Below are 17736 nucleotides of genomic sequence, written 5' to 3'. Positions count from 1 at the left end.
CGGTACGGCAGTTGAGTTGGGGGGATTGGGCTATGGGGTTTTACGTTCGAAAATCGATCAGTGCGGGACCATTCCGCTTTAACTTTTCGTCCGGTGGGGTTGGCGCTTCCGTTGGCGTGAAGGGCCTCCGCATCGGCACTGGGCCAAGAGGTCACTACATCCACGCCGGCGTGGGTGGGCTCTACTATCGTGGCACTTTAGGCAAGGCCAGCGCGAAGAAGGTAGTTCAGCTCTCTCAGACCCCATCTGCGCCGCAACCCCGTCCACAATCCTCGCGCCCGGAATACGTCTCTGACGGCGTCGTGATGAGAGAAATCGAGTCCCGCGATGTGGTGGAAATGCGTGACGAGACATTCGCCAATGTGCTCGATGAAATCAATGCCAGGCAATCGCAGACGCGGCTGTCCGTAGCACTCGCGGTTTTGTTCGGGATTGCAGGTTTCCTTGTGGGGACCAAGCTCGGAGGTGCCGCACCGGTGCTGGGCATCGGTGCCTTTGTGCCGGGTATGCTCATTGGCAAATGGTTTGACAGTTACCGCCGGGTGAGCGTGCTCTATTACGATCTGGAAAAAGACGCGGAGGCCGCCTACGGGCGACTTGTCGGCGCGTTCGAAACTCTCACCGGCTGCGCAGGGAGATGGCATGTCGCTGCCGGCGGCAAGATAGAGGATCTGACTGCTTGGAAGCGAAATGCCGGGGCCAGCATGCTGGTCGACAAAAAGCCCACGACCCTTACAAGCTCCTTGCCGAAGGTTGTACGCAGCAACGTTACTCCTCCTTCAATCCATGTGGGTCGGCAGGTGCTCTTCTTCATGCCTGACCTAGTGCTGGTGAAGGACGGAAACCGATACGGCGCAGTCGGATATGCCGATCTGCAGACCCAATTCGCCCCGAGTAATTTTATCGAGACCGGCAAAGTTCCATCTGATGCGGAGATCGTGAGCTACACCTGGGCTCACCCAAACAAAAACGGCGGGCCTGACAAGCGCTTCAAAGACAATCGGCAGATCCCTGTATGCCGCTACGAAGCGTTGCGGTTTTCTAGCCCGTCCGGACTTAACGAGCTGGTGGAATTTTCCAAGACAAACGTCAGCCAGCCCTTTTGCCAGGCTCTATCGGCACTCGCGCAATTGCATCGAAGCTCCGACCGCCAATTCATAACGCTAAATGCGCACACTAGGGAGTGATGGTTGGGGATGGGCTCAAAGCGTGAGCCCAGGTCAGCAAACGCCTTCGCACGGAATCCCGTCGCTATCTCGATCCAACTTGCTCCCCCATGAGCAGTTGGCGAGATACCAACGTGCTTCTTCGCAAGATGAAATCTGCGTGCACAAGCGGCGAGGTTGGCATGAGTAGCTCTGTGCTACTTGGCGACGGCTGACAAGCCCAAGGGGGCTTTTGGTTGGGCTCGCAGATTCGGCATGTTGTTCGCGCCAATCCCAAGGGTTGTCAAACGTCCCAATCCAGATTCCAACCTTTGCGGTTTCAGCATTAGTTTGCTGTTGCGCATAGGCGCCGTGGCTATAGCGGGGCCAGTCCAAGGCTTGGCCATGTTCGACCATCCAGGACGCGGCGCTGACACCGTCCGCGCGCCGACAATCACCGACGAAGCGACGGTACCGATCCCATGAAACAAATGTGCATTGGACAGGCTGCGAAGCCGCAAGGAAATTCGCCAATGCTTCGGCCGCCCGGCGCCCGCAGGGGTATTGATGTGCGCTAGCGTCATTGCAGTATTGGCGGCTTTCGGGTGCATCGATGCCGTTGAAGCGGACGCGCTGCCCGTGGATCTCTATCGTGTCTCCATCAATCACCGATGCTATGCCTACTATCGGCGCCCGTCTCGACCCGGCCGAGTTTGCTATATCGAGACCACGTAACTGGTCACCCGAGCCTGTAAATTAGTGGGTCGCGTAAGCAGCCAAGGCCACCACGATCACCAGGATCAGAGGCAAGCGCACATCTGGAGAGAAACGTCTGCGGACGATTGGTTCAGCGCCGCGCCTTGGTCGCGCGCGGCGACGATGAGAATAGCGATTGTTATTCAATTTCCGATCCTTTGCGAAACGCAAGCTGCATGATTTGTAACGTGCCTCTGCACCATTCATAGGCGCCTTTTTCGCTGGCGCTGGTTTGCCTTGTAGTTCGGCGCTTTGAACACCATGGTGCCTTCGCAGATCAGCCCGAAGTCACGACTTTGTAGTTACCTTTTCCGTAAACACGACCATCTTTCCGCGCTGGAGCCTACAAGTTTTCTCGGAATGAAATTAGGAGGCCGATTCAAAAAGAAGTCGGCTTGTGCGCCAGTTGGTCGTGGCCGGCGAGGCGGATGCCAGAACTGCCAACACCTCGTCCACACGTATGATGGCATTTTGTCCGAAAGGGAACCTCGAGATCAAGGTGGGGATGCGAAGTGTCCGGAACATTAAACAAACATCCGCAATTTTTCCACCAAGCCGCAGTGCTCACAATACTAAACGATTGAAGTGTTGGTGGCAGCCATTCGAGGTTGAAAAACCAGCATTTTATGTTGCGGACTGCCCTTGTCTAGGCTCTATGTGTCCAGCCTATCAGGGGGGTGTGAGTGTCGGAAGTTGAAAAATCGGTCTTCCAAAGCGATCTGCCTTTAAAGGAAAAGCTCGAGCGAGCCAGGATGGAATTGCTCGACCTTTCTGCTCGCAACCGACTTTTGAATGTGCCACGGTTTTCAAAGAGCGCGAAGACGATCGATATTGTCGACGAGAGGTCGTCTGAGATCTATCGATTGCTGGTGAGCGAAGGAAAGGCTTTTACCTTCCTGGCCGGCAAGCCGGATCGGCCGAAGGCAGGCCAGGTTGAAAGCAGCCCTCCAGACGAGGAAATCGACTATTCCCCCGTTGCTCTTGCTCAGCCTGAGGACGAAGGATTCGACGACAGAGGGGTATCTGCGCGACATTCTGACACCAAGCTTCAGACGAGGATGACCCCAACGGGGCTGCAGCGCCGGCTCCTTGATCTCTACCACGATGCCCGCACACTTGAGGAAGAGCAGGGCGTCAATATCCTCTTTCTGGCCCTTGGCATGCTGAAGTGGATTGACCCGAGCAACAAAGAAAACATCCGTCAGGCTCCTCTCATTTTGGTCCCGGTACGGCTGGAGCGAGGGGCCGCTGGAGAAAAGTTTCGGCTGCGAGCTCGTACGGAAGATCTTACCGCAAACCTCTCCTTGGAACTCTATCTCGACCGCATTCACAAGCTCGCCCTGCCGCGTTTTGAAGTAGGAGACGACTTCGACGTCTCGGCCTATCTCGAAGCCGTTGCCGAAGCAGTGTCGACCAAAGAGGGTTGGCAGGTTCTTGCCGATGATATGGTGCTCGGCTTCTTCTCGTTCGCTAAGTTCTTGATGTACCGTGACCTGGATCCGGATCTCTGGCCGGATGGCGCAAAGATTATCGAACAACCGAAGATCCGCTCGCTTCTTTCAGATGGTTTCGAAACACGCGAACCGCTGATGTCGGACGACATTGCGATTGATCCGCATATCGCGCCTGCCGAAATGTTGCATATCGTCGACAGTGACAGTTCTCAGACGCTGGCGATCCATGATGCAAGAAAGGGTCGCGACCTCGTTATCCAAGGTCCTCCCGGGACAGGAAAATCGCAGACGATCGCAAACATTATCGGGTCGGCCGTTGCCGATGGAAAGACCGTGTTGTTCGTTGCGGAAAAAATGGCCGCACTTGAGGTCGTAAAGCGACGGCTTGACACTGCGGGGGTGGGGGACGCCTGCCTTGAGCTCCATAGCAACAAGGCAAACAAGCGCATGATGCTGGAGGAGTTGCGGCGCACCTGGCAACTCGGATCGCCTCGCGGACAGCTTGCTTCTTCCCTTACTGAACGCCTGCTGGAGGCTAGGGATAAACTCAATGCACATGCTACAAGGATGCATGTTCCATTTGGAACGTCCGAACTCACTCCATACCAGGTTCTTGGCCAGCTAACCCGACTAAGGCAGAACGGGCAAAAGACAGTTGATATTGAACTTGAGGATGCCACCGCTTGGACGAATGACGGTGTCTCGCAACGTCGCAAACTTCTCGATGACGTGTCTCAGCGGATCAACGAGATCGGCTTGCCGATCCACCACCCATGGCGGGGAGTTGGCCTGGATGTCGTCCTACCAACGACCATTGAGAGGCTCGTCCCACGCATTGCGTCGTCGCTGGATCAAGCAAAGGCTCTGCACGCCAAACTGGCCGATATTGCTGAGCGGATCGAGGCGAAGCCTCCGCAAATCCTCAGCGACAGCGGCGAGGTAGAAGATCGCGCTGAGCTTCTCGCGTCCGCACCTGGACTTCCTGCCGAGGCGCTAGTCTCGCCGGTTTGGGATGAGCGTCCAAAGGACATTGCATCGCTTCTCTGGACAGGAACAGATTTCAACCGCAAATCCGAGGAACTGTCGGAGCAGTTGGTGGCGACGGCTATCGACACGCCAATTGAAGGTCTCGAGACAGAGCTTGCTAAGCTTCCTTCAGACTTTCCGAAAGATGGTTTCGTTCGTGCGCGCCAGCTAACCGTGTTGCTCCCACGCTTAAGAGAAGAAGCTGAGCGGCTAAATCAAGAACTGGGGTCTACGGTTTTACCGGACACGCTTGCAGGACTCCTCAGGTTAGTGATGACCGGCGAGAGAGTTGCGGCAGCCCCCGATGCGAGCCCTGAGGCATTCGCAGCCACAGTTTGGGACTCCGGGCTGGAACAGGCTGGTGACCTTGCCGACAGCGTAGCAAAGCTAGAGACTGCTAGAGCCGAGCTTCAGGGCAAAGTTGTTGATGCCGCTTGGAGTACCAACGTGGCCGCGGCGCGGCAAGCGCTCGCCGAGCACACGGGAATATTGAAAGCATTGAATGGCGATTACCGTCGTGCCACTGCACTTGTGCGGACTATTTTGGTGGCCCCTAGCGCGCCTGCGGCGGAGATAGTGGGTCTCCTCGACATTCTAATGAAGGGCCAGGCGGCCGCAGCAAAAGTGCGCGAAGGCGACGCCTTTGGCGGTTCCGCCTTCGGAGCCGATTGGCGCGGTGAGAGATCGTCTTCGGCACCACTCCAGGCCTTAGTGGAGTGGATGCGCACGCTGAGGGGACTTGGCTCGGAACCGCGAATTATAGCCGGGCGGATGGCGGAGCGCTCTGAAGCGGGCGCGCGTGCGGTCCGAGTTCGTAAGGTGATCGACATCGGTCAGCCGATTATCGAGGGGTTTTGGAACGATTTAGGCCACCTTGCGTCATCCCTGCAAGGTGACGTGGCTTCCGCCGAGCGGGCCTCGCTGCAAATGATGGAAGCGAAGGCAAGCACTGTAGCTCAAGCCGATGACGCGTCACGACAGGTTCTGACTGACGTTCCAGATCTGATCAGTGAGCGGGTGGAGATACTACGCCGACTAGGCAGACTACAAGCGCTTGATCAAGAGATCGAGGACGGGGAAAGCCTTGGCAAGTTCGCATTCGGCTCGTCGTGGCTCGGTCGAGGATCCGATTGGGCCGCTCTCGCGCAAGCCGAACTTTGGCTGAGAGAAAATGGCTCAATCCGGCATTTGGCTGCGCGGTTGCCTGAAAGAAAAGAGATCGCAAACTTGGCGCGTTCAGCGCGTGAAGCGGCCCAAGCGGCAGCGCGGGAATTGAAGGCGCTTGCAGGGGATTTGAAAGCCGATGCTCCCTCCTTGTTTGGAGTAGACGATTTTCCAGACGTCGCGATAGTCGAGGTTGTTTCTCGACTGGAGGGGTGGCTTGATCATCAGGAACAGCTCTCAAAATGGGTTGCCTATGGAGAGCGATCCGAAACAGCCCGAAAGGCTGGACTGGGACAGTTGATAGACGGCCTGGCCGACGGCCAGATTACAACAGGATCGGCGCGATCAGTCTTCGATATGGCCTACTACGAACGAATGTTTCTAGCGATGGCGACCGATGAGCCGGAGCTGGCAAGGTTCGACGGGGAATTGCATTCCAGGGCTGTACGTGACTTCGCGGATCTGGACCGACAGAGGATCAAGGCCGGTGCCATCGAAGTTGTGACGGCTCATCACCGAAAAATTCCTTCAAGAGACGGCGGAGCTGGACCAGTCGGATTGCTTCGTTCTGAGATGGCGCGCAGACGGGGCCACATGCCTATCCGGCAGTTGATGCAGAAGGCAGGGCCTGCCATCCAGGCACTCAAGCCAGTGTTCATGATGAGCCCGCTTTCGGTGGCCCAATTCCTGTCGCCCGGCAGGATGTCCTTCGATCTTCTTGTGATGGACGAGGCGTCTCAGATACAGCCTGTGGACGCGCTCGGCTCGATCGCCAGGGCCAATCAGGTGGTCGTTGTTGGCGACGAACGCCAACTGCCACCCACGACATTCTTCGCCAAGGTGACAGGCTCGCAGTCTGAAGATGACGAGGGTGAGGGCGCGCAGGTCGCCGACATCGAAAGCATCCTCGGCCTGTTCACGGCCCGCGGCTTGCCGCAGCGTATGCTCCGCTGGCACTACCGTAGCCGTCACCAATCTCTGATCGCCGTATCGAACAGCCAGTTCTACGAGAACCGGCTTTTCATCGTGCCAAGCCCCTATACTCAAGAGGCAGGCATGGGGTTGCGGTTTCATCATGTGCCAGAGGGGGTCTTCGATTCCGGTGGCACAGGAACCAATCCGGTAGAGGCGAGAGCAGTAGCCGAAGCGATCATCCGTCATGCGAAGGTGAACCCGCGAGAGACTCTAGGCGTTGCAACATTTTCGGTTAGCCAACGCCGCGCGATCCAGGATGAACTCGAAGGGCTGCGGCGACTAAATCCCGATACGGAGGAGTTCTTTCACGCGCACCCCAGCGAGCCATTCTTCGTCAAGAGCCTTGAAAATGTTCAAGGCGATGAGCGCGACGTGATCATGATCTCAGTGGGGTATGCCAAGAATGCGCAGGGGTACATGGCCATGCGTTTCGGCCCTCTTGGTGCGGAAGGCGGCGAGCGTCGGCTCAACGTCCTCATAAGCCGCGCCAAGCGCAGCTGCGAAGTATTCGCGTCCATCACAGACGAGGACATAGACCTGGAGCGTGGCAAAGGGAAAGGCATCTTCGCCTTCAAGCTCTTCTTGCACTACGCGAGAACAGGGCGAATTTCGCTTGCCCAGGCCACGGTTCGCGAAATGGATTCAATCTTTGAAGAGCAGGTAGCCAACGCGCTGATCGGAAAGGGTTACCAGGTTCATGCTCAGGTTGGCATTGCAGGCTTCTTCATCGATCTCGCGGTTGCTGATCCGGAGAGGCCAGGCCGCTATATTCTTGGCATCGAATGTGATGGCGCAGAATATCATTCATCGCGCTCGGCCCGAGATCGAGACCGGCTACGGCAGTCTGTTCTGGAAGACCATGGTTGGATAATCCATCGCATCTGGAACGCTGACTGGTTTCAGAGGCCACGCGAGCAGCTGGAGCGAACCATATTAGCGATTGAGGCTGCGAGAAAAGAGCTCGATGAGCGGGCCGAATTGGGGGTCCAGAGAAATCGTGCTGTAGCCGTGCAGGTTGTTACGGTCGACAGAGGCAACGTGACGGAAATCGGTCTCGAAAGCACAAAGGGATCCGAGATACCCAATCGAGCCTACGAAGAGGCCGAACTAAACCGACCGGGATCGTTCGAACTCCACGAGACGCCCAGCGGAATCATGGCCGGACTGGTCGAGCAGGTGGTGGCTATAGAAACACCAATCCATGTCGACGAAATAGTTTCGCGTATTCGGGGCGCGTGGGGTCTGCAGCGGGCCGGTGGCAGGATTCAGGATGCAATCGAGCGAGGGGTAGGCCTAGCGCAGAGAGGTGGTGCAGTAGCCCGTCGAGGCAGCTTCTGCTTCAAGCCAGGTGCTCCTGTTCGTCTCAGGGATCGCAGCGGCGTCGTGTCCGCTGGATTGCGCAAGCCCGAAATGATTGCGCAGGACGAAGTCGCCCAAGGCGCCATGGAAGTCGTGAAATCCAACCTCGGTGCGACGGAGGAAGAAATCGCAATAACCGTTGCGAGAATGCTGGGCTTCAAAGCCACAAGTGCACAATTGCGGCAGTTGATTTCAGCTGGGGTCGCCGATTTGATTGCCAAGGGCTTGCTGCGGCCCCAAGACGGTTTGTTGGTGGCCGGCGAGTCCGCGAGCGAGGCATTAGCTGAAGTGTGACCGGGCATTGTAGAGCCCTCGTTGCAATCTCTGTTGAAGCTCGGAACACCTCTTTTGCTGGCGGAGGCCGAATGGCATTTCGATTCGTACACACGGCCGATATTCATCTCGACTCGCCGCTGCGTTCGCTCGCGATGCGTAATGCCGATCTTGCCGGGCTCGTGGGCGACGCCAGCCGCCAGGCATTCGTTTCGATAGTGGATCTCTGCCTAGAGGAACGCGTGGATGCGTTGGTAATAGCCGGCGACTTATACGATGGTGATCAAACCTCGATGAAGACGGCGCGGTTCCTGGCAGCGCAGATGACACGCCTGCACCAGGCTGGCATCAGGGTTTTCAAGATCCGCGGCAATCATGACGCCCTGTCGCGGATTTCCAAACAGCTGGTGTTTCCTGACACCGTGACCATTTTTGGCGGTCGTGCTCAGTCGGTATTGCAGACAGCCGGCGGTGTGGACGTCGTTTTCCATGGTTTGAGCTTTGCGAACCCTAAGGCGCCGGACAGCCTGCTGCCCAAATATCCGGCTGCTCGCGAAGGAGCCGTCAATATTGGCATCATGCATACCAGTCTGGCCGGATCGCCCGGTCACGACGTTTACGCGCCCTGCAGCATCGCTGACCTGCACGCCCACGGTTTCGACTATTGGGGGCTTGGCCACATTCATCTTCGCCAAGTCCATTCCGGCGCAAGCACGGTGGTGATGCCGGGAATACCGCAGGGGAGGGACATTAACGAGGCCAGTGAGAAATCAGTTTCCCTAGTAACGGTGCGCGACGACCGTTCGGTGGAGGTCGAGGAAAGGCTGACCAGCGTTGCGCAGTTCGAGCGGGTCAGCGTCGACCTTACCGGAGCAGTTGAGTGGCCGGAAGCCGTCGCGCGTGTTCGCTACGCACTCGAAGAGATGCGGGCCACCGTCCGCTCGCGTCATGCTGTGGCCCGCGTTGGCCTAACAGGAACATCACCACTGATGTGGGCGCTGATCCGCGACAAGGACCTCCTTCTTGCCGAAGCCGAACAGGCTGCGGAACAACTGGGCCATACGTGGGTGGAGAAGCTCGAGCTTGACCTCGCGCCACCTCGGGCGGAGACGGCCGAGGATACTGCTGATCCGATTTTCGAACTCGAGCAATCCATGCGCGCCGATGCCACCTCGGATGCCTTCCGCGCCGAGGCGAGGGCGTTCGTCCAAAGGATGGTCGCCGACCTTCCGGCCGACGGACGGGATTTTGCTGGGAAGGACGAAGCCGGGCTGGAACGGTTCCTCGATCAGGTGCTTTCCAAGGGCGCAGACTTGGTGACTTCCCGCCTTAAGTCCGGTGGATCGTCATGAGGCTGCAGCGCCTTGACCTCATTCGCTATGGAAAGTTCACCGATGGTACGATCGACTTCGGACCCAAACCGGAATCCGGACCTGATCTGCATATCGTGTTTGGCCTGAATGAGGCCGGCAAATCGACAGCGCTTTCCGCCTATCTAGATTTGCTGTTCGGCATCGAGGAACGGAGCCGCTACAACTTCCTGCATGAGTACAGCGCCATGCGCATCGGTGGGGTGCTGGAACTGGCCGGCTCCGAGCACACGTTCACGCGTACGAAACAGCGTACTAATTCGCTATTGAACGCGACGGGCCAATCGGTGAGCGAGGTGGCGATCACGGCGCATCTCGCCGGACTGTCGCGTGACGCTTACACGACTATGTTTTCACTCGATGACGAGACGCTGGAAGCCGGCGGAAAATCGATCCTGGAGTCGCGGGGCGACCTCGGCAAGCTCCTCTTCACGGCCAGCGCCGGTCTTGGGAACGCAAGCGATACGTTGAACGGCCTCGAGGCCGAAGCAGACGCGCTGTATCGGAAGCAGGCGCATGGCACCGAACTGGCGCTGCTGAAGAAGCGCCTTGTTGACGTGAAGTCGCGCAGGGATGCGATCGACACACTTGCATCGACCTATGAGGGGCTGGAGGCCGAACGTCTCGATGCATCGCAGCAGTACGGCCGAACCATCAGCGATCGGGCGGTGCTGGTGGCCAGGCTGGATACCATTGCTCGTTACGTACGTGCTGCGCCGATGCTGGCGGATATGCGCCGCAAGATTGCCCGGCTGGATCAGCTGCCGGACATCACCTCCCCAGCCCGGACATGGACGGGAAGTGTCACCGAACTGATCGATGACGATGCCAGCCTCAGAACGCGACTGTCCGCAAACATCGATGAGGTCGAGCGGCTGTCGGCAAAAGTCACTGCGGTCGACGAGGACGAACGGATCCTGTCGATTTCCGAACGCATTCGCAGCCTGGCGGAGGGCAAGGTGCGCCATACCGCGGCTGGCTTTGACTTGCCCACTCGCAGGATGGGGCTGCAAATCCTCAACAACACCGTGGCAAGCTGCCTTGCCGCGTTGGGCCGGTCTTCCGAGCCGGATCCTGCCGCACTGCTTCCGCCTGCCGTCACAGTTGGCGTCGTTCGCGCTATGGTCGAGCAGAGGTCCGGTATTGCTACGGGCGCGCGCGCCGCCCGCGACGAGGCGGCGGCAGCACTCGATGCGTTGCAGGTGGCAAGGCAGCGGGTCGGCGAGGAAAGGGCGGTGCCCGAACCCGCCAGGGCAAGGCTGGGCTCGGCTTTGTCGAAAGCGCGAGCAAGCGGACACAAGGCAGAGATCAAGACGGCTCGCGAGGCGGGAGATGCGGGAACAATCCGATGGAAGGCATCGCTGGCTCGCTTGCGTCCATGGAACGGAGATGCCCTCGCTCTCGCCAACGTTGCGGTTCCGAGCGCCGGGCAGATTGCCGCCTGGAAGACAGTAGCGTCAGTACTGGCAAGGAACACCGCGGTACTTGCCGAACGCCTCGCCGAATACGAGGGCAACCATGCAATGCTCGCCGCACGATTGGATGCCCTTCGAGCCTCGGTCGACGTTGTCGACGATGAAGCGGCTGCCGCCATCCGCCGTCTCCGCGATGATGCGTGGGCAACGCACCGCGCAGTGTTGACTGGTGACACCGCTGACGATTTCGCCGTGGCACTGACGCGCGATGACGTTGCCAGCGCAGGCCGGCTGGCCGGCGCGGCGGATCTGGCCGAGATCCGGGCAATGACGCGTGCCCTGGCCGAGGCCACGGCCAACCTGTCACGAAACGGCATCCAAAGCCAACAGCTCGTCAAGGATGCGGATACCCAATTGTTGGAAATCCGTGTGGCCGCCAGCGAGCTCCTCGGAGAAGCCCTGGAACCTTCGTCTGAGCGCCTGATCGAAAGGATCGAGGATCAGATCGAGGCGCGCAGCGATGCGCTCGCTTCCTGGGAGCAGATCGAACTTGCTCGCTTGAAAGCCGAGCGAGCCGCTGACGCCGGCGAGCAGATACACTTGGAAATGAGAGCGGCGCTGGAAAGCGTCGGCATAGTATCAGAGCCCGGCGACACCCTCGAAGCAATCATGGCCATCGCGGAGCTGTTTCTGGACCGGCAGCGCAAGGTGGACGCCGAGTATGCCGAGGCGCTCAGAATGGTGAGTTCCAAAGAAGAGGATCTAGCTGCCCGACGGGTTGCGGTAGGGGTGGCGGAGCGTCGCGAGGAGGAATGGCTGGCCGGCATTACCGAAGCGCTCAAGGGAACGTGGCTCGAAAGCGGTCTGTCCGCGTCAGGCGTTGGCGCTGTGCTCGATCAATTGGCCGAACTGTCAAGAAGCCTGCAGGAACGGGAGGATCTGCAGCTGCGTATTGACAAGATGGAGGCCGACAGGGCCAATTTTCTGGTCGAGGTCATCGCCGTTGCGGTCGAAGCCGACGAGCCGACGAAGGATGGCGAGCCGGAGCAGTTGGCCACCCGCCTTGCCGAGCGCCTGGAGCGTGCCGAGCGGACACGTGAAACGAAGGCAAGCCTCGGCAACGAGCTGAAGCGCCTCAAGGAGGCGCGCGAAATCCTCGACACCGAGATTTCGGCACACGAACGCCGCAAGAATGAAGTGCTGGGCGTCTTTGGCGTCGCCACTCTGTCCGAGGTAATCGAACGCGACGAGCTGCTGCGTGAGCGCGACGGCTTGCGCACTACCGTCGCCGAACTTGAGGAACGGGTAGTGGCGGAACTCGCAGTCGATGGATTCGACCAGGCACGCTCGATCCTGGAAGCGATCGATTTCGACAGCCTCGCGGTCGAGAAGGCTGAGGGCGAGCAGCGGCTTCGCCAGTTCGATGAAATCATCCAGCAACAGCTGATCCGACAGACCCGCGCGGCAGACAAGTTGGACGCCATCGGCGGTGACAGCGCGGTTGCCCGCCTGGATGCCGAACGGCGCACAACCCTGTTGGAAATCGAGGAGAAGGCCGTTCGCTACATTGAGCTGAAGCTTGGTATCATGTCGGCTGGAAATGCTTTGCGGATCTACCGTGAGAACCACCGTTCGGGGATGATGGCGCGTGCATCAGACGCATTCAAGCTAATGACCCGTGGGCAGTATTCAGGCCTTACAACCCAGCCCGTCAAAGGCGAGGAGGTTCTCATCGCGGTGCAGCGCGACGGGCAATCCAAGCTCGCTGAAGCGCTTTCGAAGGGCGCGCGCTTTCAGCTCTACCTAGCACTGAGGCTCGCCGGTTATTACGAGTTCGCCCAATTCCGGCCCTCGGTTCCCTTCATCGCCGACGACATCATGGAAACCTTTGACCATATTCGCTCGGAGGAAGTTTTTAGATTGTTTGGGGAGATGGCGAACACAGGTCAGGTCATCTATCTCACGCACCACAAGCACCTATGTGAAATCGCCAAGGCTGTTGTGCCACAATCTACCATTCACCAGCTGGATTAGGCTCGATTAGAATTCGCGTCAAAACGGATCAACTAACCAACTCGGCTGACATAGGAACCTTCGATCGAATCCATCATGACGTCCCATAGAGGCTGAGAAATGCCTATTTTGTTCTGCAATGTTGCGTGGATGAACGACTTCGCCGGGCGGAGCGCGGATGACCCGCCTCTCGGTGGCGGGGCATTTCGAGTAAGCAGGGTTATTGCGCCGAAGAATGCAACTTTGTTGCAGCCAATGACGGTTACGTTTACGTCGCTTCGAGACGATTAAGGGCGAATTGGATCGGCAGGTGCGCCCACAATATGGGTTCAGTTCAAGGGGCGTAACCCGCCCAGCACTACAAGGATAAGATCAGGTCGCTAGGACGCTCGCCGAAAATGCATTCGTGCTGCCCCGGAGGGATAGGCACCGTGTCAAAGGGTGGAGTGGCCAGGCAAGCTGATGGTATGCGAACGATACGACAGATCGATCCGCCAGAGCATTCGTCAAGAGAGTAAAGGCATTATCGAAGGCGAGCCAGTCGCTCCCGTCGGGGCATCGCCCGCAAGCGGAGGATCGCGCCGCGCCGTGCATGCGATTGGACCTCTCGTCCCGCTGCGCTGCTGAGATCTCTCCTGTCAGGCGGTCTAGGTTCCGCGCTTCGGGCCGAGCAGGAAAACTATGAGGGCAGCGACGAACGTGGCAACAGCACTGTAGGCAATGGCGCTGGCGATCCCCGCATTCTCCACCAATAGCCCGCCGAAAATCGCGCCGGCTGCGATTGCCACTTGGAATGCAACGACCATCAGCACACCGGCGCTTTCGGCCTGCTCGGGAACGGCCCGCCGCACCATCCACGTCTGTAATCCCACCGGCACCGCGCCGAAGGCAAAGCCCCACGCGCCAACCGCAATCCCCGAGGCGAAGGCCGATGCTCCCGCCGTCAGTAGCGAAACAGCCGCTATCCCTATGAGCAGCGGTGCAAGGGCCGCGACTGCCTTGAGACTGTACTCGGCCAGAAGCCCGCCGGCCAAATTGCCGAAGAATCCGCCGATGCCAAAAGCAAGCAACACAAGCGAGATCGTCTCGACGTCGAGCGCGGGAATCTTTTCGAGGAAGGCGCGGATATAGGTGATTCCGGCGAAGTGGCCGGAAGCGACCAGCAGGATGACAAAAAGCGCAACCTTGACCATCGGAATTTTTGCCACATCCAGCAGGCTTCGGACGCTAGTCACTCCAATCGGAGGCAGTCTCGGAATGGTTATGAGCTGCACGAGCAGTGTAGCGACGCCGCCGGCTGCGGCGAGCATGAAGGCGCTTCGCCATCCCCAGATATCGCCGACATAAGCGCCGATTGGAGCTGCGCAGACGGTAGCTACGGAAACGCCGGTGAGGATGGTCGACATAGCGCGAGGCAGGAGGTGGCTTGGAACGAGCCGCATCGCCAGTGCTGCCGACATCGACCAGAAGCCTCCGAGCGCTATGCCGAGCACGACGCGTGCAGTCAGGAGAACCGCCAGCGACCACGCGCCGGCCGCCAGAACGTCCGACAGGATCAGCAGGACCGTCATGGTCCACATGACGGTCCTGCGGTCCAGGCGCTTTGTGATGATGGCCACCGTCGGCGCCGAGATCGCCCCGACGATAGCTGTCGCCGTCATCGCCTGCCCAGCCGCTCCCTCGCTGATACCGAGATCATGCGCGAGGGGCGTGAGCAGGCTGACAGGCAGAAACTCTGCCGTGACCAGCCCGAAGGTGCCCAAGGAAAGCGAAATGACGGCACCCCATGCCGGGCCAGACGGTGGGACTGGCTTTTCTGGGTCGTGCAGAACAGCGTTCATAACGCCTGCTGCGGATCGGGTCATGAACGAAGTCTCCACTTTGATGCAATGCAACGTGATGTTGGCTGCCTTGACCCAAATCTAAAAACACAAGCGCATTTCCCGGCGGCGTTGTACGGAGGAGGGGATGTTCATTGCTTCGCGATACTTTGTGACGGTGCGACGCGCAACATCAATGCCGGTTTCCTTCAGCCGGACAGCGATGTCCTCGTCGGAAAGCACGTCGCCGGGAGATTCTGCGGCAATGATCGCTTTGATCCGATGCCGGACAGCTTCGGCAGAGTGCGCATCGCCGCCTTGGCAGGACGCGATCGCGACGGTGAAAAAATACTTCAGTTCAAAAACTCCGCGCGGGGTAAGCATGTACTTGTTCGAGGTCACCCGGCTTACCGTCGACTCGTGCACGCCGATCGCGTCAGCGACGGTTCTAAGATTGAGAGGCCGCAGGTGGGCGACGCCATGTTCCAAAAAGGCATCCTGCTGACGCACGATTTCAGCCGCAACCTTAACGATCGTCTTGGCGCGCTGATCGAGGCTGCGGATTAGCCAGTTCGCGTTTTGCAAGCATTCTTCGAGAAATGCTTGATCTTTCGAATTTTGGGCAGTCTGACGCGTGACTTCGGCATAGTAGGTTTGGTTGATCAGCAGCTTCGGCAGCGTGGCGGGATCAAGTTCGATCTGCCACCCGCCTTGCGGCGAGGGCGTGACCCAGACGTCGGGTACGATTGATTCAGACGCACCGGATTCGAATCTGTTCCCAGGCTTTGGGTCGAGCGCACGAACCTCATGCATCATGTCGAGAAGGTCTTCTTCATCGACGCCGCAATGCTGCTTCAGCGCCTCAAAATCGCGTCGCGCAAGCATTTCAAGATGGGCAACCAAAGCTGCCATTGCCGGGTCGAGCCGGTTTCGCTGGCGCAACTGAATCTCGAGGCATTCTCTGAGACTTCGCGCAAAAACTCCCGGTGGATCAAATTGTTGCAAGGTTCCGAGAACCCGTTCCACAACAGCCTCATGGACATTTAGGCTCTCGGCCAGCTCCAAAAGGTTTGCCCGAAGATAGCCAGTGTCTTCCAGATCGGCGGCAAGCTGGCCAGCGATCAGCCGCTCCTGTGGTGTGAACGCAGTGAGGGCGATCTGACGAGCGACATGGTCGTGCAATGTTTCGGCGAGGGTAGCAAACTCGTCGAGGGAAGGGCCATTGCCCGGTGGGTTGTTGGTCGTGTTGCGAAGTGATTTCCATTGCCCGAGCCGTTCAGGCGACCCTGCCCCGGTCGGACCTTCAACGACGTTTGCCCCAAAGCCGACAGGCCGATCCGCTCCCGAAATCGAAGCATCGTCAAAAGGCCCGCCATCGTTTGACGCAGATTCCAAGAGCGGGTTCTTTTCGATTTCCCCCTCCACGAACTGATGCAGTTCGGTATGCGCCAGTTGCAGCAAGCGAATCGACTCAATGAGTTGAGGCGATGCGACGATGGATTGCTTCTGGCGCTGAAACAGGCTTGCTGAAGATTGCATGGTGAGTGCGATAATCCCGTCGAGGAGCCTCTTGGGGCCTGCAATGGCGCCAGTGAGACGTTTTCTAGGTCATGCGGCGGCTTTCAGCGTTTCGAGAACGTTTTGCGGGGATGAGACGCCATACGGGTCGGCCTCGCAGTTGTCCGAGAAACCTTCCTCCTCGAACCAGTGCTCCACCACGCCATTGTTGATCAGGGCGGCGTAGCGCCATGAGCGCATCCCGAATCCGAGATTGTCCTTGGCAACCAGCATGCCCATCTTGCGTGTGAACTCGCCTGAACCATCGGGGATGAGCTGGACCTGCTTCAGGCCCAAGGACTTCCCCCACGCATTCATGACGAAGGCATCGTTGACTGAGAGGCAGTAAATCGCGTCAATCCCCTGCTTCGCAAACTCATCATAGAGCTCTTCGAACTTGGGCAATTGGTAGGTCGAGCAGGTCGGGGTGAAGGCGCCAGGCAGCGAGAACAGGATGACCCGCTTGCCGGCAAAGTAGTCGTCAGATGTTTTTTCTTGCCAGCGATATGGATTTGGCCCCTGGACTGACTTATCGTGAACACGCGTGAGAAAGGTGACGAAGGGAACTTTCTTTCGAACTGTCATCAAGTTGCTCCTGAAGAAGACTGCGCTGAATTCTGGCAGAGGCTGGCGCAATACCGGGCAAAGGCTCGTATCCCCGGCACGGAATGAGGGCCTCGCGGCTCGCAACCTCCTTTTTTTCCTCCCGACGTACGGGAACGTCCTGGCTGCTGGCCTTTGCCATCCGAACGCAATCGATCTGAGCGAGCTGGACACCGTCGAGCCGCTTGCTTTCCACGGCTATGGCGCCGGAAGCGGGATCGGTCACTAGCGATAGTGCGTTTGGAAAAAGGATAGCGGCCGGAAGGAGCCAATATCGCAAAGCATGTGGGGGCCTGAAATGTCACTTCACGCAACAGACCCGCGTCACTGGACTCCGCGTCACTGGACTGGTTCAGCATGTTGTCGATATGTGACAGTGACCCGCCGGCCTTGGCTTGGGTGACGACCCTTTGACAAGGCTTTTCGGCACTCACATGCTGAACAGAACCGGCAAACCGCATTTGCGCGCGCGGCCCGTGTTGGCGCGCCGGCATCGGACCAGCCATGCGCAAAGCGGCCACCCAGAACGGACTTCCGGAGGAGACGATGCCCCGATGTTCAGCTGGAAGGGGCACCGTCTCCTCAGGCCACGGTCTGGAGCTTCGCGTATCGGGCATGGCACAAGTCGCTTTCATCGTGATTTGATGGTGCTCTAACCAGGAGCAGCAAGCGGCGTGCCATTTGGAATAGAGGTGCCGTTGGACCGCCCCCTTTCTTCTCGGAGGCCGTGTCTTGGAAGATCGGGCGCGCGCTATAACCGCCTCGTCACACAGGCAACAACGATGCTGTATGGTGCGGATATTCGG

General features: G+C 58.6%; 8 protein-coding genes. 4 read left to right on the top strand and 4 right to left on the bottom strand.

What is annotated here, in order from left to right; translation table 11 throughout:
• The first annotated feature begins 32 nt into the window (after nucleotides 1-32).
• Nucleotides 33-1187 (top strand): DUF4236 domain-containing protein, encoded by a 1155-nt coding sequence (locus NKI64_RS27425; protein WP_023672191.1) that lies wholly within the window; start codon nucleotides 33-35, stop codon nucleotides 1185-1187.
• Between the two features lie 33 nt (nucleotides 1188-1220).
• On the opposite strand, the gene NKI64_RS27420 is transcribed toward NKI64_RS27425, so the two are convergent.
• Nucleotides 1221-1814: a thermonuclease family protein gene (locus NKI64_RS27420; protein WP_352543513.1), complete on the bottom strand. Its 594-nt coding sequence runs from the start codon at nucleotides 1812-1814 to the stop codon at nucleotides 1221-1223.
• A 770-nt stretch (nucleotides 1815-2584) separates the two neighbouring features.
• On the opposite strand from NKI64_RS27420, the gene NKI64_RS27415 reads away from it, so the two are divergent.
• The 3 genes from NKI64_RS27415 (at nucleotide 2585) to NKI64_RS27405 (ending at nucleotide 12971) form a co-directional block, all read left to right on the top strand.
• A complete protein-coding gene (locus NKI64_RS27415) occupies nucleotides 2585-8173 on the top strand; it encodes a DUF3320 domain-containing protein (RefSeq protein ID WP_352671261.1) in 5589 nt (1862 codons plus the stop codon).
• Between the two features lie 71 nt (nucleotides 8174-8244).
• Nucleotides 8245-9504 carry a metallophosphoesterase family protein gene (locus tag NKI64_RS27410; protein ID WP_352671258.1) on the top strand — a complete coding sequence of 420 codons (1260 nt, stop codon included), beginning with the start codon at nucleotides 8245-8247 and terminating at the stop codon, nucleotides 9502-9504.
• Nucleotides 9501-12971 (top strand): ATP-binding protein, encoded by a 3471-nt coding sequence (locus NKI64_RS27405; protein WP_352671256.1) that lies wholly within the window; start codon nucleotides 9501-9503, stop codon nucleotides 12969-12971. The genes NKI64_RS27410 and NKI64_RS27405 overlap by 4 nt, the downstream gene beginning before the upstream one ends.
• 626 nt (nucleotides 12972-13597) lie before the next feature.
• Here the strand turns inward: NKI64_RS27405 and NKI64_RS27400 are convergent.
• From NKI64_RS27400 to NKI64_RS27390, 3 genes are all read right to left on the bottom strand, one after another.
• A complete protein-coding gene (locus NKI64_RS27400; protein WP_352535966.1) occupies nucleotides 13598-14815 on the bottom strand; it encodes an MFS transporter in 1218 nt (405 codons plus the stop codon).
• Between the two features lie 57 nt (nucleotides 14816-14872).
• Nucleotides 14873-16309, bottom strand: coding sequence for an RNA polymerase factor sigma-54 (rpoN, locus tag NKI64_RS27395; protein WP_352671253.1), 1437 nt, complete (start codon nucleotides 16307-16309; stop codon nucleotides 14873-14875).
• 69 nt (nucleotides 16310-16378) lie between these two features.
• Nucleotides 16379-16912, bottom strand: a complete 534-nt coding sequence (locus NKI64_RS27390; protein WP_352662714.1) for a peroxiredoxin — start codon at nucleotides 16910-16912, stop codon at nucleotides 16379-16381.
• Between the last annotated feature and the right edge of the window lie 824 nt (nucleotides 16913-17736).

The organism is Mesorhizobium sp. M0478 (assembly GCF_040321305.1).
In the GTDB taxonomy this organism is placed as follows: Bacteria; Pseudomonadota; Alphaproteobacteria; order Rhizobiales; family Rhizobiaceae; genus Mesorhizobium.
This window is presented reverse-complemented; position numbering and strand designations above follow the sequence as displayed.